22 protein-coding genes and 1 pseudogene are annotated in these 19072 nt (G+C 71.0%); 8 read left to right on the plus strand and 15 right to left on the minus strand.

The annotated features are described in order from the left end of the window. The first annotated feature begins 54 nt into the window (after nucleotides 1–54). Entirely contained in the window at nucleotides 55–507 is a 453-nt protein-coding gene (locus ACR5MH_RS19325; protein WP_431348664.1) for a hypothetical protein, read from the plus strand. A 57-nt stretch (nucleotides 508–564) separates the two neighbouring features. On the opposite strand, the gene ACR5MH_RS19330 is transcribed toward ACR5MH_RS19325, so the two are convergent. From ACR5MH_RS19330 to ACR5MH_RS19350, 5 genes are all read right to left on the minus strand, one after another. Next, on the minus strand, nucleotides 565–2181 hold the full coding sequence (locus ACR5MH_RS19330) for a glucoamylase family protein (RefSeq protein ID WP_431348665.1): 1617 nt from the start codon (nucleotides 2179–2181) through the stop codon (nucleotides 565–567). 184 nt (nucleotides 2182–2365) lie between these two features. Next, a complete protein-coding gene (locus ACR5MH_RS19335; RefSeq protein ID WP_431348666.1) occupies nucleotides 2366–2950 on the minus strand; it encodes a hypothetical protein in 585 nt (194 codons plus the stop codon). Between the two features lie 47 nt (nucleotides 2951–2997). After that, a complete protein-coding gene (locus tag ACR5MH_RS19340) occupies nucleotides 2998–3549 on the minus strand; it encodes an RNA polymerase sigma factor (protein ID WP_431348667.1) in 552 nt (183 codons plus the stop codon). A 255-nt stretch (nucleotides 3550–3804) separates the two neighbouring features. After that, nucleotides 3805–4290 (minus strand): MarR family winged helix-turn-helix transcriptional regulator, encoded by a 486-nt coding sequence (locus tag ACR5MH_RS19345; protein ID WP_433862074.1) that lies wholly within the window; start codon nucleotides 4288–4290, stop codon nucleotides 3805–3807. A 10-nt stretch (nucleotides 4291–4300) separates the two neighbouring features. Next, on the minus strand, nucleotides 4301–4855 hold the full coding sequence (locus tag ACR5MH_RS19350) for a MarR family winged helix-turn-helix transcriptional regulator (RefSeq protein WP_431348668.1): 555 nt from the start codon (nucleotides 4853–4855) through the stop codon (nucleotides 4301–4303). A 420-nt stretch (nucleotides 4856–5275) separates the two neighbouring features. On the opposite strand from ACR5MH_RS19350, the gene ACR5MH_RS19355 reads away from it, so the two are divergent. From ACR5MH_RS19355 to ACR5MH_RS19375, 5 genes are all read left to right on the plus strand, one after another. Further along, a complete protein-coding gene (locus ACR5MH_RS19355; protein ID WP_431348669.1) occupies nucleotides 5276–5599 on the plus strand; it encodes a hypothetical protein in 324 nt (107 codons plus the stop codon). Continuing rightward, nucleotides 5596–5823 carry a hypothetical protein gene (locus tag ACR5MH_RS19360; protein WP_431348670.1) on the plus strand — a complete coding sequence of 76 codons (228 nt, stop codon included), beginning with the start codon at nucleotides 5596–5598 and terminating at the stop codon, nucleotides 5821–5823. The genes ACR5MH_RS19355 and ACR5MH_RS19360 overlap by 4 nt, the downstream gene beginning before the upstream one ends. A 9-nt stretch (nucleotides 5824–5832) precedes the next feature. Next, nucleotides 5833–6654 carry a DUF1206 domain-containing protein gene (locus ACR5MH_RS19365; protein WP_431348671.1) on the plus strand — a complete coding sequence of 274 codons (822 nt, stop codon included), beginning with the start codon at nucleotides 5833–5835 and terminating at the stop codon, nucleotides 6652–6654. Between the two features lie 483 nt (nucleotides 6655–7137). Next, nucleotides 7138–8088, plus strand: coding sequence for a nucleoside hydrolase (locus ACR5MH_RS19370; RefSeq protein WP_431348672.1), 951 nt, complete (start codon nucleotides 7138–7140; stop codon nucleotides 8086–8088). After that, nucleotides 8085–9026 carry a ribokinase gene (locus ACR5MH_RS19375; protein ID WP_431348673.1) on the plus strand — a complete coding sequence of 314 codons (942 nt, stop codon included), beginning with the start codon at nucleotides 8085–8087 and terminating at the stop codon, nucleotides 9024–9026. The genes ACR5MH_RS19370 and ACR5MH_RS19375 overlap by 4 nt, the downstream gene beginning before the upstream one ends. A 4-nt stretch (nucleotides 9027–9030) precedes the next feature. Here the strand turns inward: ACR5MH_RS19375 and ACR5MH_RS19380 are convergent, their stop codons facing one another. The 5 genes and pseudogenes from ACR5MH_RS19380 to ACR5MH_RS19400 form a co-directional block, all read right to left on the minus strand. Next, nucleotides 9031–9648 carry a trimeric intracellular cation channel family protein gene (locus ACR5MH_RS19380; RefSeq protein WP_433862075.1) on the minus strand — a complete coding sequence of 206 codons (618 nt, stop codon included), beginning with the start codon at nucleotides 9646–9648 and terminating at the stop codon, nucleotides 9031–9033. Nucleotides 9649–9738: 90 nt separating this feature from the next. Continuing rightward, nucleotides 9739–10476, minus strand: a complete 738-nt coding sequence (locus ACR5MH_RS19385) for a hypothetical protein (RefSeq protein WP_431349505.1) — start codon at nucleotides 10474–10476, stop codon at nucleotides 9739–9741. Then, nucleotides 10473–10721: a hypothetical protein gene (locus ACR5MH_RS19390; protein ID WP_431349506.1), complete on the minus strand. Its 249-nt coding sequence runs from the start codon at nucleotides 10719–10721 to the stop codon at nucleotides 10473–10475. Before ACR5MH_RS19390 ends, ACR5MH_RS19385 begins: the two co-directional genes overlap by 4 nt. A gap of 28 nt (nucleotides 10722–10749) precedes the next feature. Then, nucleotides 10750–10938, minus strand: a pseudogene (locus tag ACR5MH_RS19395) (RidA family protein); the annotation flags it as partial. A gap of 131 nt (nucleotides 10939–11069) precedes the next feature. Further along, nucleotides 11070–11978: a LysR family transcriptional regulator gene (locus ACR5MH_RS19400; RefSeq protein WP_433862076.1), complete on the minus strand. Its 909-nt coding sequence runs from the start codon at nucleotides 11976–11978 to the stop codon at nucleotides 11070–11072. Between the two features lie 133 nt (nucleotides 11979–12111). Here ACR5MH_RS19400 and ACR5MH_RS19405 point away from each other — a divergent pair, with 133 nt between their 5' ends. After that, nucleotides 12112–13428, plus strand: coding sequence for a M20 family metallopeptidase (locus ACR5MH_RS19405; RefSeq protein ID WP_431348675.1), 1317 nt, complete (start codon nucleotides 12112–12114; stop codon nucleotides 13426–13428). A 2-nt stretch (nucleotides 13429–13430) separates the two neighbouring features. Continuing rightward, nucleotides 13431–14420: a LysR family transcriptional regulator gene (locus tag ACR5MH_RS19410; RefSeq protein ID WP_431348676.1), complete on the plus strand. Its 990-nt coding sequence runs from the start codon at nucleotides 13431–13433 to the stop codon at nucleotides 14418–14420. Between the two features lie 71 nt (nucleotides 14421–14491). Here ACR5MH_RS19410 and ACR5MH_RS19415 read toward each other — a convergent pair whose 3' ends face one another. The 5 genes from ACR5MH_RS19415 to ACR5MH_RS19435 form a co-directional block, all read right to left on the minus strand. Further along, nucleotides 14492–15898 (minus strand): DUF6421 family protein, encoded by a 1407-nt coding sequence (locus ACR5MH_RS19415; protein ID WP_431348677.1) that lies wholly within the window; start codon nucleotides 15896–15898, stop codon nucleotides 14492–14494. 163 nt (nucleotides 15899–16061) lie between these two features. Further along, nucleotides 16062–16913, minus strand: a complete 852-nt coding sequence (locus ACR5MH_RS19420; RefSeq protein WP_431348678.1) for a substrate-binding periplasmic protein — start codon at nucleotides 16911–16913, stop codon at nucleotides 16062–16064. A gap of 12 nt (nucleotides 16914–16925) precedes the next feature. After that, nucleotides 16926–17597, minus strand: a complete 672-nt coding sequence (locus ACR5MH_RS19425) for an amino acid ABC transporter permease (protein WP_431348679.1) — start codon at nucleotides 17595–17597, stop codon at nucleotides 16926–16928. After that, nucleotides 17594–18232, minus strand: a complete 639-nt coding sequence (locus ACR5MH_RS19430) for an amino acid ABC transporter permease (RefSeq protein ID WP_431348680.1) — start codon at nucleotides 18230–18232, stop codon at nucleotides 17594–17596. Before ACR5MH_RS19430 ends, ACR5MH_RS19425 begins: the two co-directional genes overlap by 4 nt. Before the next feature lies 1 nt (nucleotide 18233). Further along, the gene (locus ACR5MH_RS19435) at nucleotides 18234–19004 is read right to left on the minus strand and encodes an amino acid ABC transporter ATP-binding protein (RefSeq protein WP_431348681.1); all 771 of its coding nucleotides are present in this window, start codon (nucleotides 19002–19004) and stop codon (nucleotides 18234–18236) included. Nucleotides 19005–19072 lie beyond the last annotated feature (68 nt).

Consider the following 19072-nt stretch of genomic DNA (forward strand, 5'->3'; position numbering starts at 1 on the left):
GCGCCGGACGAGGATGGGCCCGAACGTTGCGATCCGTCGAGTGAAAGGGACCCCATGTCCGCCGCGCCCACCCCTCCCGCTTCTCCCGCGGACGTCGTCCGCCGATCCCGCGAGGCGTTGAGCGCGCTCGCCGTCCAGTTCCTGCTCGGGATGGCGGCGAACCTCATCGGGAGCCCGGAGGAGAACGTGGGCGCCGCCCGCGTGATCGCCGGTGTCGTCCTCGGCCTGCACGCGCTCGTGGGCATCGGGCTGATCGTCGTCGCGGTGCGAGCCTGGCTGACCGCCCGTCGCGAAGGCGTCGCCCCGCGCGCTGCGCTGTGGGCGTTCGTCGTGATCCTCCTGACGTTCCTCGCCGGGGTCGCGACGATGTTCACCGGGAGCGGCTGGCTGTCGTTCCTGATGTCGGCCGGGTTCGTGGCGGCCGCGGCACTGTACGTGGTGGTGGGTGCGAGCGCACTGCTCCGTGCCGGCGCCGTCGCGACGGCGCGGAACGAGCGCGTCGACTGATTACACGCGGGCGGCGCCCGGACACCGAGGTGCCCGGGCGCCGTTCGCATCCTTCCCCTACTTCAGCGTCATCGTCTCCATCCCCAGATACGTCTTCGCCGCCCACGACGCGGGGTCGTCGGCGAAGTGCCGGCGGAGGGCGCCGTTCTGGAGGGCGTTGTCGATGGACATCATGATCATCGACTGGTCGAGCACCAGGCGGCGGTGGCCGATCTGGCCGGTCGCCGGGTTGACCGCGTCGTAGAAGCCGCCGTCCTGGGTGTAGATGCCCGGGTAGAGTGTGCGCAGCTTCTGGATGTTCGCGTACGCGTCCTGCGGGAGCACGCCGAGCGTCGTGAAGGAGGCGTGCGGAGTGACGACGTCCTCCGTCGAGCAGCCCGGGCACTGGGCGAGCGCCTGGCCGGCCGGGAACTTCTGACCCGTCGCGCCGTAGATGCCGTAACCGCCGGTGTCGTCGGCGGTGCTCGACGGGGACATGCCCCAGACCGGGTAGCCGAGGGTCTGAGTGGCGTACTTCTCCTGCACCTGCGCCGTCCTCACGTCCGCCAGTCCGAAGCCGTTCTGGCCCCAGGTGGTCTCCGGGACGATCTCGTTGGCGAGCATCGCCTCGAACATGCCGCCGCCCCAGGTCGGCAGGAAGGTCATCGATGTGCCGGGATAGGTGTAGTGGCCCTCCCAGACGTTGAAGACCTTGCCGCTCTGCGGGTCGGTGTACTTCTGCCAGTCCCCGCCGACCGGCCACTGGCCCTGCCAGGAGAAGTCCGGATCCGTCGCACACTGCTTCGGCGGGAGGGTGCGCCAGGTGCGCCACCAGACGTCGCCGGGCATCTGGTGGAGGCCCATCCCGATGTACATCGCGATGCGCGGGTCGCTGTAGAGCGCGCCGTTGTGGTAGCCGGCCGGCCCCTGGCCGGCGTAGTAGCCGCCGTACATCTGACCGGTGGGCTGGTTGCCCGCGATGGCCGGGTTGGTGTTGCACGCGGTCTGCGCCCGGTCGTCGTAGAAGATCGAGAAGTCCATCGGGGCGATGAGCGCGTCGATCTGCGTGCGGAGCTCGGGGAGCGCCTGGCGCGCGACCAGCAGGCCGGACGCGTACCAGCCGTTGTCGACCGCGGAGAGGAACGAGCAGTTGTCCTGCTTCGGCGTCGTCTCGGTGGAGCAGTCGGCCGCGCCGGGGTTCAGGATGGCGTGCCCGTTCGTGGTGTCATACCACTGGAACAGGAAGCCGTGCGAGCGCTTCAGCGTGGCCACCGTGTCGAGCGTGGACGAGATCAGGGCGCGCTCCTGCGGCCGTTTGATGATTCCCAGATCGCCGGCGGAGACCACGCCCTCCAGGTAGGTGCCGATGTTCGCGGCGGAGGTGTACTGGCCCTTCGTGGTCCCCGGCCCGAGGTTGTCGAGCGGGAGATGGGTGACGGGGTCGGTGTCGTTCTGGAAGAACGTCCAGGTGTCCTTCGCGACCTGGAGGAGGCTCGCCTTCTGGGCGGCGGTGAGCGGCGGCTGCGCGCTCATGCCCTGCATGCCGTTGGCGTTCTGGCTCTGGTCGCCCGGCGTGCCGGTGGCGAACGCCGTCTGAGCGGTCGCGAGGGAGGCGACGGCGAGGACGGCTGCCGCGCCGGCCCTCACGATCGCGGTGGTGCGGCGTGAACGCCGCGGCGGTTGGGGTCTGGTCATGGGACAGTCTCCGTTTCGTGTCTTCGTCGACAACTGCTCGCGCGGGAACGCACTCCCGTGGAGCGATCACCCCGCGCACCGTATGCGCATACATTCGATCGCGCAAGACCCTGCGGATGGCAGTTCGGATGCTGTGCCAGCGCCTCCCGGTACTGAGGGTCCGTCGCCAGCAGCAGGCCGGTCATCAGCGCGCTCGTGAGCTGCGTCGAGAACAGCGTGTTGCCGGCCAGGCCGCCCGGGCTCTCCAACGTGCCGAGCAGCACGCGCGCGAGGCGCATCCACTCGGCGCCCCGTCCGGTCCGGACGTCCAGAAGGAGGGGAAGCGGATCTCGTCCACCGCGTCGACGCCGAGCATGCGCCCGAGCTCGCCCTCCAGCACGGCGCGGTCGAACCGCAGGTGTGCGAGCCGGTCGCCCGGGGACTCCCAGCCGTCGACCTCCAGCGCGTCGAACGGCCCGGAGACCGAGGCGACGTCGGGGTTCGCCGTGAACTGGTGCGAGCCGACGTACTGCTCCAACGGCCCGAGCGTCGGGACGCTCACCCCGTACGAGCCCTCGACGCCTCGGAAGCCGATCGTCACCCGCGTGCCGAAGCCGACCAGGCCGAGTGAGACGGGCCCGACGCGGGTGCCCACGACCCGGCACTCGAAGCCGAGCCCGCGGCCGGCCGGGCGGATGGCGCCGCCGTAGAACATCTTCGACGCGACCGCGCGCGCCTCGTCCGCATCACCCGTCGTGAAGGACGACACCCGGCCGTCCGGGAGCGTCATGTGCCGAAGCTCCTCCATGAGGGGAAGCGGCGCGGGAGGGCTGCCCGTCACGCGGCGAGCTGGGCGGCCCACGCGCGGCGCAGGCCCTCGCGCGCGCGATAGGTGAGGGCGGCGGCCGCGTTCGGCGAGATGCCGAGAACGCCGGCGACCTCCGACGACGTCAGCTGCTCCACCTCGCTGTACCACAGGGCGTTCCGCCACCGCTCCGGCAGTCCGCCGAGCACGGCGGCGACACGCGACCGCTCCCAGAGCACGTCCAGGTGCTCGTCGGTCCACGGCTCGTCGCCGTACGCCCCCGGGTCCTCGACGGCGACCTCCTGCCGGGCGGACCCCCAGGCGGCGGCTGCGTTGCGGATCGTGGTGTAGAGGTAGGCGCGGAAGCCGCGGACCGGCCCGTTGCCGTTCCGGAGCGCCCGGAAGATCCGGGCGAACGCCTCCGCCACGAGGTCGTCGGCGTCGAAGGCGGAGGTCAGGGAGGCCGCGAACCGGCGCCCGGCGTCGGAGTGGCGGCGCCAGAGCTCGGCGAACGACGCGGTGTCGCCTGCTCGGCTGCGGGCGACGAGGTCGTCGTCGACGGCGGTGTCTGGGTACGGGCGCATGGCGGTTCCTTCCGGGGACGGCCGCGCGCGACGAGGGAGGCCGCCCCGACGATTCGGGAGAGGGCCGCCCTGCTGTGCGGAGGGGTCCGGATCGGGCGCCGGATCGAGTGCTCCGCGGGGGCGGCACAGGGACGGAAAGAACCTATTTCCGCGCGCGAACGCTCGAAAGCCGATCTGGGACAGGCGGGTGGCCGGTTTGGGACACGGTCATCCGAAGGGTGACGGGACGGGCCGCGGCGGCCTCGTGCGCGTCTGTCAGTCCCCGGAGCCCCGTTCGCCCTGGTCCGCGACCGCCGTGAGCTGCGCCAGGAACCCGGCGACCGCTGCCGCCCCCCGCTGGTCGAGCTCCGTTGCGACATCGAGCATCCGCCGGTGCATGTCCGCCAGGGTGTGCCTGACCTCCTCGTCCGCTCCCGGCGTGGCACGGATCGTCAGGCTGCGCCGGTCCTGCGGGTGCGGGTGGCGGGTGACGTGGCCGGACGCGGTGAGGCGGTCGAGCATGGCGGTGACCGAGGAGGATTTGATGTCCAGGTGAGCACCGAGCTCGACGGGGGTCGCGGAGCGGCCGTCGGCCTCGGCCTTCAGGAGGAAGCGCAGCGCCTTCAGATCGGCTTCACCCATCCGCATCGACTCGCGGGCGCGGCGGCGCATGGCCTGCTCCGCAGTGCGGTACTCGCGCAGCGAGGCGATGACACGGACGGCGTGCGGGGGCGCCGTGTCGTACCAGGGCGCCTCGCTCATCGGGTCGAGCTTAGCGGGAGCCCGCCTTGGCCGCCCGCTGCGTCGTCGTCGCACCGGCGGCGGCGGGCGTGTCGATCCGGTCGACCGCATCCCGGAGGCGGTCCATGAAGTCCACGATGGTCTCCGCGTCCTCCGGAGTCAGGTTCGACGCGACCTCGACCAGCTCCTCGCGGACGTCGCCGAGGATGGTGCGCTGGAGCCGGTCGGTGGGGACCGTCGGCTCGATGATGAGCGCGCGGCGGTCGAAGGGGCTGGGGACCCGGCGGATGTGACCGGCCTTCTCGAGGCGGTCGAGGAGGACGGTGATGGACGAGCTCTGGATGCCCAGGTACTCCGCGAGCTCGCGCGGCCCGACCGTCGTCCCGTGCTCACTCGCCCGGAGCAGGTAGCGGAGCGCCGAGATGTCGTTCTCGTTCATCCGCATGGCCTTCTCGGACCGGCGTTGCATGGCGCTGTCGGCCTCGCCGTAGGCGCGCAGGTGCTCCAGGACCTCGATCGCCCGCTCGCGGTCCGTCTCGGCGCTGTACCAGTAGTGGGGCGCCGGACGCGTGCTGTCCGTCGTCATGCAACAGATGATAGACCATCTACAAGCTAGAGAGTCTAGCGACTAGCCGACCGCGACGCTCCGCTCACCGGAACGGCCACGGCGGTCACGGTATCGGCCCAGATCGGTCGGCTCCTCTGTCACCAGCAACCCGCTGGTGCGCCCCGACATCTCGATCATGCTGTTGAGCCACGCGCTGTTCAGGCCGCCGAGGTCCGCGCTGTCGAACTCGTAGCGGATCGGGATGGCCGTGCGGGATGAGCCTAGCTGATCGCTAGGGCGTCTAGCTACATGGATTTCTAGATGCTCGATCGTCGCATCAGTAGCAGGCCGAAGCCCCCGAATCAACCCCCGGCCGAAAGTTGCTTAGACCGTCGATTAGCTAGAAGCTCTAGTTACTTCAACGAATCTCGCACCACCGTTCGGCCGAAAGGGAAAGTCATGACGATCGCGGTCAAGGCAGCTCGCCCGCTTCCGCAGCGCTCCGAGACCCGGGTGCGCCACAGCGTCCGCACGGCCTCAGCGCCCGGTCAGAGCGAGCACCTCGCGTGGCGTCAGCCGGTGGCCGGGCTCTGGGTCGCCGAGACCCCGTCGGCCTACCTCGGCATGATCGAGCAGACGGACGACGGCTTCACCGCGTCGGCCGGCGACGGACGGTCGCTCGGCTCCTTCGCCGCTCTCGCCGACGCCAAGATCGCGGTCTACGCGAACTGGTTCCGGCCGCAGAAGACAGGGCTCATCGGGTGGCTGCTGCGCCGGGCATGACCGACGACGCCGAGGAGGCCGTGACCGACTGGAGCGAACTCGTCCCGAAACGTGCCTACGTCCTCCGTTCGCCGGCCGGCGACGACCTGCTCTCCACGTACGGCGGACCCGGCGAACAGCCGGGCTCCGCGGTGTTCTTCGCACACTCGCCGGAGGGCGACGGCGAACTCGCCATCGGCCCCGACGACGGCTGGACGGTGCTGCGCAGCGTCCAGGAGGACTAGATTTCGCTCATGAGCGCCGCGACGGAGGGCAAAGCCCAGATCCGGAAGGCCGCCCGCACAGCGGGCGACAGCAAGTTCCTCGAGTATCCGGCTCGTGGCGGGTTCGCCGCGAGCGGGCTCGTCCAAGTCCTGCTCGGCGGGCTGGCCATCCAGCTCGGGGCGGCTCATGTCGGGGAGCCGGACCAGAGCGGTGCGCTCGCCGAGGTGGCGAAGATCCCCGGTGGCTTCATCGTCCTCTGGATCGCTGCCATCGGGCTGTTCGCCCTCGCGCTCTGGCTCCTGATCGAGACCGTCCTGGTCAGAGCCGCGTCGACGGCCGACCGCTGGCTCGCGCGCGCGGAGTACGTGAGCAAGGCGGTCGCCTACGCCGTCCTCGGCTTCACCGCCGTCGCCTTCGCCGACGGCCATCCGTCGCACGCCAGCACGACCACCCGTCAGGTCAGCGCGGGGATCCTGGCCTCACCCGGAGGTCAGCTCGGGCTGGGCGTCCTCGGCCTGGTGACCGGCGCCGTCGGCTGCTACTTCGTCGTCAAGGGGGTCCGGCGCCGCTTCCGCCAGGACATCGAGGTGCCGAGCGGCGCCGCCGGGCATGTGATCGTCGTCCTCGGCGTGGTGGGCTACATCGCGAAGGGCATCGTGGTCGTGCTCGCGGGCGTCGCCTTCATCCTCGCGGCGGTCCGCGCGCAGCCCGCGACCGCGACGGGCCTGGCGGGCGGGCTGGGCGCGTTGCAGGAGCTCCCGTTCGGCGGCGTCGCGATCGTCGTGGTGGGGCTCGGGCTCATCGCGTCCGGCGTCTACAACATGGCGCGGGCGTGGCTCGCGCGGTTCTGAGGCCGAGAAGACCCTCCGGTTGCCTCGACCGGGCCGTAGCGGCTCGTCGACGACCGGGTACCGGCCTCCCGCGTTGTGCAGCCGCTCGCGTCGCTCGACCTCGTGGAGGACGGCCTTGGCGAGGAAGTGCGCCCAGGACCGGTCGTGCTCGGCCGCGGCCGTCCTCCGGTAGGTCTCCCGTGCGCGGGCCCGGAGCGCCGTGGAGACCTGGAAACTCACGCTGTCGCGGGGGCCCCCTGCGGATCCGGCTGCGTCTCGGCCATCGTCATCGTGTCTCCTCTTATCGCCGACGCTCCTGAGAGAGCGCCGGCGCCGGGGAGTATGACGCGCGCCGTCAGCCGGTCGACGCGCGCATGACGAGCTCGGCGGGGAGCTGCTCGGTCTCCGGGGCGTCGCCGCCGTCGATGAGGGGCACGGTCCTGAAGACCCGGGCTTATGGTGTCAAACGGTTCACGTTCCCTGAAGAAGCGGAGGCTCCATCCGATGGAGAAGATCATCCTCGACTGCGATCCCGGTCACGACGACGCCATCGCGCTCATGCTCGCCCACGGAAACCCGCAGATCGAGCTGCTCGCCGTGACGACCGTCGCAGGCAACCAGACCCTCGGCAAGGTCACCCGCAACGCGCTGTCCGTCGCGCGCGTCGCCGGAATCGCCGGCGTCCCGTTCGCTGCCGGCTCCGACCGCCCGCTGGTGCGCCCGATCGAGGTCGCGCCGGACATCCACGGCGAGTCCGGCCTCGACGGGCCCGTGCTCCCGGAGCCGCTGATCGAGCTCGACGTCCGCCACGCGGTCGACCTCATCGTCGAGACCGTGATGGCCCACGAGCCCGGCACCGTCACGCTCGTCCCGACCGGCGCGCTGACGAACATCGCGCTCGCCGTGCGTCGCGAGCTTCGGATCGTGGAGCGCGTCAAGCAGGTCGTCCTCATGGGCGGCGGCGTGCAGGTGGGCAACTGGAGCCCGGTCGCCGAGTTCAACATCGTGATCGACCCGGAGGCCGCGGACATCGTCTTCAGCGCCGGCTGGAAGGTCGTCATGGTCGGCCTCGACCTCACCCACCAGGCACTCGCGACCCCGGAGGTCCGCGAGCGCATCGCCGCGGTCGGCACGGCTCCCGCACGGTTCGTCGGCGAGCTGCTCGATTTCTTCGGACGCACCTACTCGGAGACGCAGGGCTTCGACAGCCCGCCCGTCCACGACCCGTGCGCGGTCGCCTACGTGATCGACCCCACGATCGTGCGCGCCGAGCGGATGCCCATCGCGATCGAGACGCAGGGGCGGCTGACCACCGGGATGACCGTGGCCGACCGCCGCAGGCCCGCTCCTGACGACTGTGCGACCTGGGCCGCGCTCGAGCTCGACCGCGAGCGGTTCTGGGGCCTCGTGGTCGACGCGCTGGAGCGCATCGGCGACCCGGAGGCCGGGCGGTGACTTCGGGCAGGATCGTCGTCGTCGGTTCTCTGAACGCCGACCTGGTCGTGCGCACGGAGCGGTTCCCCCGGGCGGGCGAGACCGTCTCCGGAGGCGACCTGCTCGTCGGCGCGGGCGGCAAGGGCGCCAACCAGGCCGTGGCCGCCGGCCGGATCGGCGGCGACGTCGCGATGGTCGGCGCGGTCGGGGCGGACGCGCACGGCGAGCTGCTGCGCTCGGCCGTGGCGGCGGCAGGCGTGGACACGTCCCACGTGGCCGTCCGCGACGGCGCGGCGACCGGCACGGCCCTCATCACCGTGGCCGAGGACGGCGAGAACACCATCGTGGTCTCCGCGGGCGCCAACGGCTCGCTCACGCCGGACGACCTCCCGGACAACGTCTTCGACGGCGCGGCCGTGCTCGGCCTCTGCCTGGAGGTGCCGCCTGCGACCGTGCGGGGCGCCGCCGAGCGTGCCCACGCGGCCGGCGTGACGGTCGTCCTCAACCCGTCTCCGTTGGGGGCGGCCGCGCGCGACCTCGTCCCGGTCGCCGACGTCCTGCTCGTCAACGAGGGGGAGGCGGAGGCGCTCCTCGGCCTGGCGGAGGGCGCAGTCGCGTCCGACCCCGCCGCCGTGCGCGACGGATTCGCCGGGCTCGGGATCGCTCGCGCGGTCGTCACCCGCGGGGCGGACGGCTGCCTGATCGTCGACGGGGACGCGGCCCCCGCGCACGTCGCCGCGGTGCGGATCACAGCCGTCGACACGACGGGCGCGGGCGACGCCTTCATGGGCTCGCTGCTCGTCCGGCTGGCGGAGGGCGACGCGCTGGTGGACGCCGCGCGGTTCGCCGTGGGCGTCGGCGGGTACGCGGCCGCGCATCCCGGCGCACAGGCGTCGTACCCGGATCCCGAGCAGCTCGCGGCCTTCCTCGCGGGGCCGGCGCCGTACGAGGCGCGGTGAGCCGTCAGGCCGTGTGACGCGAGGACGCCGCCAGCGGCACGTGCCAGCGGAACCGCAGCGACAGCATCCGGAATGCGAACACCAGCGCCGCGACCGCGGCTTCGGTCCACGGGTTGTAACCGCCGAGGTTCCACAGCACGGCGATGATCGCCGCACCGAGCATCGCCGGCACCGCGTAGACGTCGTGCGGGTCGAAGAGCCGCGGGTCGCGGTTGGCGACCACATCCCGGAGCAGGCCGCCGCCGACCGCGGACGTCACGCCGAGCACTGCCGCAGCGATCGGGTTCGCGCCGCGCTCGAGCGCGATCACGGTGCCGGTGATGCAGAACAGCGCGAGGCCTCCGCCGTCGAAGACCAGCAACGTGCGCGAGAACCGCTGCACGGCGCCGAACAGGACGTAGACGAGCACGGCCGCCACGACGGGCGGCGCGAGGTAGATCGGCTTCGCGAACGCGTTCGGGGTGACCCCGAGGACGACATCCCGGATGACCCCGCCGCCGAGCCCGGTCAGCGAACCGAGCAGCAGCGACCCGACGATGTCGAAGCCGCGCCGGGCCGCGAGCAGGCTGCCCGAGATGGCGAAGAAGAAGGTGCCGAGCAGGTCGAGGACGAGGGGGACCACCAGCTGCACCTCACTCACCGGGGCCACGCCCGTCGCGTCGCCGCCGCTCCGGCGGGCAGAGGACAGCCTCTCACGGGCGACGGTGACGGCTCACGCCGCGCCGCGGTCGAACCCCGGCCCGAGCGCGCTGAGGGCGAACGACGCGATGTCGAGGATCGGCGCGTTCGTGTACTGCGCGATCGTCCGCCGGAACTCGGGCAGCAGCGTGCACTCCAGCACGAGCGCGCCGATGCCGTCGAGCCGGCCGCCCGGCGCGCACTCGCGTTCGAGCACGGCTTCCACGCCCGTGCGCAGCGTGTCGAGGTCCCAGCCGTTGCCGAACGCGTGGTCGTTCGTGAGGATGCCGTTCCAGCCCGGCTGGTCCTCCAGCCCGACGATCGTCAGGCGCGGGTGCAGCGGGTCGGAGGCGAGCATCCGGGTGGCGAGCGGCGCGGACACGGTGAGCACGCCGATCCGTCTGCCGGTCAGGGTCGCGGCGAGCGGCAGGAGGTCCAGGCTGCTCGTGAGGGTGTTCGCGGTCGGGAGGCCGGACTGGCGGGCGTAGTAGAAGAAACCGCAGTCCGTGATGATCAGCGAGCAGTGCGCCAGCCGTTCCCTGGCGCGCCAGAAGGCGTCGATCGCGACCGGGTCGCCGGCGACGAGCTGCTCCACCCGGGCGCCGCGCGCGACGGCGTAGGACACCGGGATGCCCGGCCAGCTCGCCGGGTTCTCGAAGAAGCCGACCGGGTTGGCGCTGATCGCCGGGGCGCCGGCCTCGACGCAGTCGAGGTCGTCGACCGCGTACGAGTCGAGGTCGCAGAGGATGACGCCGAGTGTCCGTGCGGTCATGCCGACACCGAGGCCACGACCGGTCGCGCGGTGTCGCGAGCGGCGCTGCCGACGACGGCGACGGCGTTGACCTCCACCCGGATTCCGGGGATGTTCAGCTCCTTGCCGATCAGGATGCCGGTCGCGGTCGGACCCGGCTTCGGGAAGTAGCTGAACCGGATGTCGTAGGTGCGCTGCCACTCCTCGACGCTGAGCTCGCCCGAGTAGAACGTGTTGAACGTGGACCACGTCGCCCATCGTCCCACCGAGGTCCTCGATGACCGCCTGCAGGGACTGCATCACCGCGTGGCACTGCGCCTCGATGTCGCCGGGGTGCCGCACGTTGCCGTGCTCGTCCAGGTCCTCCTGGCCGCCGACCCAGATCATGTCGCCGACCCGGATGCCGTGGCTGTGGTTGATGGTGAAGTGGCCGGGCACCTGCCAGTGGCCAGGAACCTGTGCGATGAGTCGTTCGGCGGTCATGATCTTCTCCTCTGAAAGCCGGTGATGTGGGTTCGATCACCAGTCTGCGAGTCGACGGGGGCGAGCGCACCGTTCCGAGCGCGGCGGTCGCTGATGCTGCCGCAAGGGATCCTTCGGCTGGGCCGCCCCGGTCAGTTCCCGGCTGTGGCCGCCGCCTGGATCACGGCTTTCTGGGTGGCCGCGGCCTGGCGGATCTCGTCCAGCACCGCGCGGACGATCGGGCGGCGCTCGTCCGCCGCCCGCGTGACCGCCAGGACCCGGCGGCCGAGGTGGGGCCGGTCGAGCGAGTGGATGCTCACCGGAGCGACGCCGCGGTCGATCGACAGCGGCGGCAGCACCGAGATGCCGCGGCCGCGCGAGATCGACTCGACCAGCAGGAGGAGGTCCGCAGTGTGCCAGCGCACGTTCGGCTCGAACCCCTCCGACCGGCAGGCGAACCGCACCGCCTGCCCGCAGGCGCCGAGCTCGTCGGGCATCACCCACGGTTCGTTCTTGAGGTCGGCCAGCCGTACCTTCGACGGCATCTCGAACGTGGGCGGAACGACGAGCACGAGCGGCTCCCGCAGGAGCTCGGTCGTGTGCAGGTAGTCGGGGAACGCCATCGGCACGTTGTCGTAGAGGTCGATGATCGCGACGTCGAGCGCGCCGCCGAGCAGGAGGTCGATGCTCTCCGAAGGCTCGATGACGTTGACGGTCAGCTCGACGTCGGGAGCGTCGGCGGCCAGGCTCTCGGCGACCGGGAGCAGCACGAAGCGGGCGACGGACGGGATGGCGCCGATGCGGACGCGGCCCGCGAGCTCGCCGCTGAGCTGGTCCATTTCGGCGCGTGTGGCCTCCAGCAGGCGGAGGATGCGGCGGGCGTGCTCGACCAGGATCTCGCCGGCGCCGGTGAGTCCGACACCGCGAGGGGAGCGGTCGAGGAGCTTCACGCCCGCCTCCCGCTCGAGGATGCTGATCTGCTGCGAGACCGCCGAGGAGCTGATGCCGATCGTCCGTGCCGCCCCGGCGAGCGAGCCCTGCCGCGCCACCTCGCTGAGCACGCGCAGGCGGGGACGTCCGGGAGCGAGTTGTCCGTCATGCGCACATTCTTCCATGATTAGTTGTACTTACGACAGTCTAAGGATTATCGTAAGAAAAAGCTTCAACTCTCGCCCCCGAATCGAGTAGACGACGATGTCACCTGAACGCTCCTCCGCCGAAGCCCCGGCGACCGCCGCGCCGCACACGGTCGGCGCACGCGGCCACGTCCTCCGGGCCGTCGAGCACGCGATCGACCAGGCCAGGTCCGACCTGATCGGGCTCAGCCACTGCATCCACTCCACGCCGGAAGTCGGGTTCGAGGAGCACCGCTCGGCCGCCATCGTGTCCGAGTTCCTCCGCCGGCACGGCTTCGCGCCGACCGTCGGTGTGTTCGGGATGCCGACCGCGCTGCGCGTCCAGGCCGGCACAGGCGGTCCGCGGATCGCGGTGCTCGCCGAGTACGACGCGCTGCCGGAGGTCGGGCACGGCTGCGGACACAACGTCATCTGCGCCGCGGCCGTCGGAGCCTTCCTCGGCGTGAGCGCGCAGCTTCCGGAGCTGGGCGGCTCCGTCGTCCTCCTCGGGACGCCGGCGGAGGAGAACGGCGGCGGCAAGGAGGTGCTGGAGCGGGCAGGCGCGTTCGACGACATCGACGCCGTCGTGATGGTGCACCCGTTCACCGGGCCCGATGAGGTGGCGTCCTTCACCTCCCTCGCCGTGCGCGACGTGGAGGCCACCTTCCACGGCGTCGCGGCGCACGCCTCCTCCGCGCCGCACGAGGGCCTCAACGCCCTCGACGCCGTGGTCGCGGCGTATCAGGGTGTCGCCGCACTGCGTCAGCACATCCCCGCCACCGACCGGTTGCATGCCATCATCACCAACGGCGGCGCCGCCACCAACGTCGTCCCCGAGACCGCGGCGCTGACGGTCGAGGTCCGTTCGGAGTCCCTGGACGAGCTCGTCGACCTCTCGGAGCGCGTGCAGCGCATCCTCGACGGCGCCGCCCTCGCCACAGGCACCCGCCTCGAGGCCCGGTGGGACCCGTTCCCCGCCTACCTGCCGGTGCGCAGCAATTCCGTGCTCGCCACGCGGTACTTCACCCACATGTCGGCGCGCGGCCGCAGGATCGTGCTCGATCCGCCCGGGCTCGTCGGCGGCGGCTGGTCCACCGATCTCGGCAACGTGAGCGTCCGGCGGCCTTCCATCCACCCCACCGTCAGCATCTCGCCGAAGCCGATCGTCATGCACACGGCGCGGTTCGGCCGCCAGGCGGTCAGCCCGCTCGGCGACGCCGCCGTGATCGACAGCGCCGCCGGTCTCGCCGCCACGATGGCGGACTACCTCGCCGACCCGGTGCTCCGCGACGCCGTCGACCGCGACTTCGCTGCGGCGGGCGGCCGTGTCGACGTGGAGCGGCTGCTGGCCGCGCCGGTCAGCGCGCTCTCCTCGACTTCTTTCGACGGAACCTGACGATGCTGCTCAACCCGGTCCATCTCCGCACGCTGTCCGTCGTCGTCCGCACCGGCTCGTTCGCGGACGCCGCGCGCCAGATCGGCTACACCGGGTCCGCCGTCTCGCAGCAGGTCGCCGCCCTGGAGCACAGCCTCCGGGCGACCCTGTTCGAGCGTGACGCGCACAGCATCCGGCCGACCGCCGCGGCGCTCTTCCTGGCCGAACGCGCCCATGACATCCTGATGGCGCTCGGCGCGCTGGAGGACGACATGCGCGGCCTCAGCTCGGGAGGCTTCGGCCGGCTCCGCATCGGCGGCTTCGCGGCGGTGAACGAGCGCCTGCTCCCGTGCAGCCTGGCGGACTACCGCCGGTCGCACCCGAACGTCGACCTCGCCCTCGACGAGGGCGAACCGGACGAGCTGGTTGCCAAGCTGCGCGACGCGCTGCTGGACGTGGCGGTCGTCTACGAGTACGACCTGGTGCCCCAGCGCTGGCCCACCGCTGCGACGATGACGCCGCTGCTGGACGAAGAGCTGTTCCTGATGGTCCCGGAGTCGCACGTCCTCGCGGGCGCGGACTCCGCGCAGATCGACCAGCTCGCCGCCGAGACGTGGGTCTCGACGCGGGAGGGCTCCGCCGGCGACAGCTGCCTGATCCGTCTGTGCGGGGGAGCGGGCTTCGACCCGCTCATCGCGATGCGCGGCGCCCGCGCGGACTCCGTGCGCGGCATGGTCCAGGCCGGGATCGGCATCGCCCTCGTGCCCGCGCTGTCCGCGGCTCCCGCGGACGGGACGCACCTGCTGCCCCTCGACGGCGGCCTGCGCCGCCATGTGCTCGCGCTGCACCGCGCGGAGCACGAGAGCACGCTGGCGGCCGACTCGGTGGCGGCGATGTCCGCGACGGTGCGGGCCCTCATCGACAAGGAGGCCGGGGTCTCTGCGCCCGGCGCCCAGCGCCGTCGCGTCGCGGAAGTCGAGTACCTCGCCCAGCGCGTCGCTGCGGCGGGGTAGCCCCTGCACCTTCGTGCCGAATGTCGACTTTCGCGAGGCGAAAGCCGACATTCGGCACGAATTGCAGTGGGTCAGGCGTCGCTCTCCCCGGTGATGCCGGAGGTGGATTGGATGACGGTGGCCATCTTCTTGTTGAGGGCTTCGTAGAACATGGAGAGGGGGAATTCGTCGTCCAGGACGGCGTCGGTGTATCCCTTGGGTGGTCCGGCGAGGACTTCGTCCGGCAGTCCGCGTGCCCACACCGACGCCGGGTTCGGGGTCAGGGTCTGGGTGAGCATGTCGTAGGCGGCGAGCCAGTGCGCGACTTTGGGCCGGTCGATGGAGCGCCAGTACAGGTCGTTGATGCGGTCCGAGAGGGCGATGACCACGTCGGGGACCTGATCCCAGTCGATGGTGAGCTGGGTGTCGGTCCAGTGCAGCACGTTGTGCTGGTGCAGCCAGGCGAACAGCAACTGGCCGCCGAGGCCGTCGTAGTTTCGGATGCGGCTGCCGGTGATCGCGAACCGGAAGATCCGGTCGAAGGTCACCGCGTACTGCACCAGTTTGGCGTGGTCGCGGATCTGTTTCTGCGCCGGGGACAGTTCCGATTCGGGCAGGGCGCCGAGTTCGCGTTGGAGGCGGACGGATTCGCGGAACGCGGTCAGGTCGCAGCGCAGCTCTTCCAGCGAGTAGAGGAAGAACGGCATCCGCTGTTTGATCATGAACGGGTCGAAGGGCAGGTCGCCGCGCATGTGGGAGCGGTCGTGGATGATGTCCCACATCACGAACGTCTCCTCCGTCAGGCGCTGGTCCTCCAGCATGAGGGCGGCATCCTCCGGGAGTTCCAGTTTCGTGATCTGTGCGGCAGCGGCCACGACCCGCCGGTAGCGGGCGGCCTCCCGGTCCTGGAAGATCGCACCCCACGTGAACGTGGGGATCTCCGCCACCGACACGCTCTCCGGGAACAGCACCGCGGAGTTCGTGTCGTAGCCCGGGGTGAAGTCGATGAACGACAGCGAAACGAACAAGGCGTTGGTGTACCGCTGCTCCAGCTCGCCGATGAAGTCGGGCCAGATCACCTCCACCAGCACGGCCTCGACGAACCGGTTCGTGCTCCCGTTCTGCGTGTACATCGGGAACACGACCAGGTGCGCGAGCCCGTCCTCCCGGTGGAGCTGCGGCTGGAAGGCGACGAGGGAGTCCCGGAAGTCCGGCACCCCGAATCCCTCGTGGGCCCAGCGCGCGAAGTCCCGGTCCAGCGCGGCCAGATACGCCGCGTCGTGCGGAAACAGGGGTGCGAGCGCCGCGACCGACCCGCGGATGGAGCGCACCAGCTCCACCGCCCAGGTGCGGCTGGCCAGCTCGTCGAGCGAGCCGTCCTTCACCTGGAGCTGCTGGAGGTCGATGGCGGCCTGCTTCAGAGCGAGCCAGTCGGGGTTCGCGCGCAGGCGGTCACGGTTCGGCGTCGCGGTGGCGGCGTACTCGAGCTCGGTGTTCATCAGATCCCTTTCGTGGCGATGGCGGGCAGAGGCATGGAAAGCAGGGGCATGGAAAGCAGGGGTGTGGAAAGCAGGGGTGTGGAAGGCGGCGGGCGACGGTGTCGAGGTCGCATCGCCCGCCGCCGGTCTGGGAGTCGGGGGTGCCTGGGGTGGGGAGCAGGCGTCAGCTGATCAGCCGCGGCGCCCCCGTGTTCGCGGCCGAGCCGGGCAGCCCGTGAGACTGGAGGATCTTCGCGAGCTGACCGTTCGCCTTGATCGTGGTGATGAAGCCGTCCAGGGCCTTCAGCAGCGCCGGGTTGTCGAAGGAGATCGGGAAGGTGGTCTGCGGCGGCTGGAGGGAGGCGCCGATCACCGAGTCCGGCTTGGCGACCTTCACCTTCAGGTTCGGGGCGTTGAACGACCCGGAGCCGAAGCTGTCCATCGCGACCTGCAGGCGCCCGGCTTTGAGGTCCTGGTACATGTCGGTGGTCGACTTGTAGATCTTGAGGCCGTCGCCGTAGTAGGCCTTCGCCTCGCCGACCCACAGGTCGCCGTCGACCGTGCCGACGGTCTTGCCCTTCAGCGAGGACACAGAGTCGTAGCCCTCCTTCGACACGAAGGCCATCTGGTCGAGGTACACCGGCTCGGTCAGCCCGACGATCTTGGCGCGGGAGGCCGACCGCCACCACGACCCGGCGGCGACGTCCGAGCGTCCGGTCTGCACGGCGGGGATGACCGCCGCGGTCGCGACCGGAGTCGCGGTGACGGTCACGCACTCCTCCTTGGCGAAGGCGTTGAGGATGTCGCCGTCGATCCCGCCGAGCGAGGTGCCCTGGGAGGTGATGAACGGCGGCAGGGCGGACAGGGTGACGGTCAGCGTTCCCTTGCTGATCGTGCTGAACGTGTCCTTCGGCTTGCAGCCGGCCGCGACGCCGGTGCTCCCGGTCGAGGCCGCGCATCCCGTGAGGGCGGTGGCGAGGACGACGAGCGCTGCGGCTGCTGCGGTTGCGACGATGCGATTCGGGCGGTGTGGCATGGTGCTGCTCCTTCAGGGGGTGGGGACCGGCGCGCGATGGGGCGCCAGGGCTTTCTCGACACGCGTGCTCAACCAGCTCGCCGGGATCGTGATGGCCGCGTAGAGGAGGCCGGCCAGGGTGAGGATGCTCAGGTAGCGGAACGTGGTGGAGCCGATGGAGTAGGCCTGCGACATCAGCTCGGGCACCGCGATGGTGTAGGCGAGCGACGTCGCCTGGAAGATCATGATCGAGAACCCGACGAGCGGCGGGATCGCGATCCGGAGGCCCTGCGGGATGACGATGTAGCGCAGCGTGTCCCGCCGGCTCAGTCCGAGCGCGTCCGCGGCCTCGACCTCCGACTCCGGCACGGCCTGGAGGCCGCCACGGATGATCTCGCTGGTGTACGCCGCGGTGGTCAGGCCGAGGGCGATGACCGATGCGGCGAAGGAGCCGAAGGTGACCCCGACCGTGGGGAGGCCGAAGTACACGAGTTGCAGCACGACCAGCGCAGGGGTGCCGCGCCCGATCTCCACGATGACGATGGTGGTCATCCGCAGCGCCCGGCTGCGGACGCCGGCGCCGAGCGCGAGCAGGAGGCCGGCCGGCAACCCCACGGCCAGAATGGCGCCGGTGAGGCGCAGGCTCACCCCGAGCCCGCCGAGCAGTTGCGGCCAGAACTGGATCCAGTCCTCGACGAGATTCATCGTGCGACCCTCTTTCGGAGCGTGGTGTCGAGGCGCCGGGTCACCCAGGCGCACGGGATGGTCATGGCGATGTAGAGGCCGGCGGCCCAGAGGAACGGGACGATCCCGTTGGCGGTCTGGCTGGCGTCCTGGCCGGCGAAGAAGACGATGTCCTGCACGCCGATCACGGAGGCGATGGAGGAGTCCTTGAGCAGCCCGATCGCGTACGTCGCCGCGGCCGGGATGGACACCCGGAGCACCTGGGGCCCGATCACGGTGGCGAGGGTGGCCGTGCGGGACATCCCGAGGGCGTCGCTGGCCTCCCATTGCCCGTCGCTGATCGCGGTGAGGCCGCCGCGGTAGATCTCCGCCAGGTAGGCGGAGGTGACGACCCCGAAGCCGATGATCGCGGCCGTGAACGGGTCGAGCTTGATCGCGCCGCTGCCGATCCCGAAGTACAGGATGAACAGCCACACCAGCGGCGGGATGCCGCGGACGACCTCGATGACGGCGCGGGCGGCGAACCGCAGCGACGCGAAGCGGGAGCGGCGGGCGAGGGCGAGCGGGACGCCGCCTACGGCGCCGAGGGCGAAGGAGCACACGGTCACCAGCAGCGTCATCTGGACGCCCTGGACGACGACGGCGAGGTGGTCCATGTCAGCGCTCCAGGACCGCGCGCAGGAACTGGCGGGTCCGCTCGGTGCCGGGCGCGGTGAACACCTGCTCCGGCTCGCCTTCTTCGAGGATGGCGCCCTGCGCCATCACGACGACGCGGTCGGAGACGTCGCGCGCGAACTGCATCTCGTGCGTGACGACGACCATCGTCATCCCGGACTTCGCGAGCTCCCGCATCACCGCCAGGACCTCCAGCCCGACCTCCGGGTCGAGCGCGGAGGTGGGCTCGTCGAACAGCATGACGTGCGGGTCGAGCGCGAGCGCCCGGGCGATCGCGATGCGCTGCTGCTGCCCTCCCGAACAACGCCCGGGGAACTGGCTCGCCTTGTCGACCAGGCCGACCCGGTCGAGCAGTGCCATCGACCGGGCGTCGGCCTCGGCCCGGCTGCGGCCGAGCACCCGCTCCTGCGCGAGGCTGACGTTGCGGAGGACGGTCATGTGCGGGAACAGGTTGAACGACTGGAACACCATGCCGACGTCGCGGCGCAGCGCCTGGAGCTGCTTGCGTTTGATCTCGGAGCCGGCGTCGATCTGGGTGCCCTCGACGGTGACGCATCCGCTGTCCGGCACCTCCAGCAGGTTGATGCAGCGCAGCAGCGTGCTCTTGCCCGCGCCGCTCGGGCCGATGATCGCGACGACCTCGCCCTCCCGCACGGAGAGCGACACGTCGTCGATGACGGTGTGCTCGCCGTAGCGTTTGACGACGGACCGCAACGCTATGGCGACCCCGTCGCGGTGATCTGAATCCAGCATGTCGAACTCGTTCCTGGAGGCTGTGGAGACAATCGACCGGGACGGTGTCCGATGCGGGGCCGGCCCCC

It is taken from the genome of Streptomyces sp. L7 (assembly GCF_050990935.1).
Classification (GTDB): Bacteria; Actinomycetota; Actinomycetes; order Actinomycetales; family Microbacteriaceae; genus Leifsonia.

What these genes read in the sequence shown, in the direction of transcription:
- ACR5MH_RS19325 (WP_431348664.1), top strand. Translation starts at nt 55, where the DNA reads ATGTCCGCCGCGCCCACCCCTCCCGCTTCTCCCGCGGACGTCGTCCGC.
- ACR5MH_RS19330 (WP_431348665.1), bottom strand. Translation starts at nt 2,181, where the DNA reads ATGACCAGACCCCAACCGCCGCGGCGTTCACGCCGCACCACCGCGATC.
- ACR5MH_RS19335 (WP_431348666.1), bottom strand. Translation starts at nt 2,950, where the DNA reads ATGACGCTCCCGGACGGCCGGGTGTCGTCCTTCACGACGGGTGATGCG.
- ACR5MH_RS19340 (WP_431348667.1), bottom strand. Translation starts at nt 3,549, where the DNA reads ATGCGCCCGTACCCAGACACCGCCGTCGACGACGACCTCGTCGCCCGC.
- ACR5MH_RS19345 (WP_433862074.1), bottom strand. Translation starts at nt 4,290, where the DNA reads ATGAGCGAGGCGCCCTGGTACGACACGGCGCCCCCGCACGCCGTCCGT.
- ACR5MH_RS19350 (WP_431348668.1), bottom strand. Translation starts at nt 4,855, where the DNA reads ATGACGACGGACAGCACGCGTCCGGCGCCCCACTACTGGTACAGCGCC.
- ACR5MH_RS19355 (WP_431348669.1), top strand. Translation starts at nt 5,276, where the DNA reads ATGACGATCGCGGTCAAGGCAGCTCGCCCGCTTCCGCAGCGCTCCGAG.
- ACR5MH_RS19360 (WP_431348670.1), top strand. Translation starts at nt 5,596, where the DNA reads ATGACCGACGACGCCGAGGAGGCCGTGACCGACTGGAGCGAACTCGTC.
- ACR5MH_RS19365 (WP_431348671.1), top strand. Translation starts at nt 5,833, where the DNA reads ATGAGCGCCGCGACGGAGGGCAAAGCCCAGATCCGGAAGGCCGCCCGC.
- ACR5MH_RS19370 (WP_431348672.1), top strand. Translation starts at nt 7,138, where the DNA reads ATGGAGAAGATCATCCTCGACTGCGATCCCGGTCACGACGACGCCATC.
- ACR5MH_RS19385 (WP_431349505.1), bottom strand. Translation starts at nt 10,476, where the DNA reads ATGACCGCACGGACACTCGGCGTCATCCTCTGCGACCTCGACTCGTAC.
- ACR5MH_RS19405 (WP_431348675.1), top strand. Translation starts at nt 12,112, where the DNA reads ATGTCACCTGAACGCTCCTCCGCCGAAGCCCCGGCGACCGCCGCGCCG.
- ACR5MH_RS19410 (WP_431348676.1), top strand. Translation starts at nt 13,431, where the DNA reads ATGCTGCTCAACCCGGTCCATCTCCGCACGCTGTCCGTCGTCGTCCGC.
- ACR5MH_RS19415 (WP_431348677.1), bottom strand. Translation starts at nt 15,898, where the DNA reads ATGAACACCGAGCTCGAGTACGCCGCCACCGCGACGCCGAACCGTGAC.
- ACR5MH_RS19420 (WP_431348678.1), bottom strand. Translation starts at nt 16,913, where the DNA reads ATGCCACACCGCCCGAATCGCATCGTCGCAACCGCAGCAGCCGCAGCG.
- ACR5MH_RS19425 (WP_431348679.1), bottom strand. Translation starts at nt 17,597, where the DNA reads ATGAATCTCGTCGAGGACTGGATCCAGTTCTGGCCGCAACTGCTCGGC.
- ACR5MH_RS19430 (WP_431348680.1), bottom strand. Translation starts at nt 18,232, where the DNA reads ATGGACCACCTCGCCGTCGTCGTCCAGGGCGTCCAGATGACGCTGCTG.
- ACR5MH_RS19435 (WP_431348681.1), bottom strand. Translation starts at nt 19,004, where the DNA reads ATGCTGGATTCAGATCACCGCGACGGGGTCGCCATAGCGTTGCGGTCC.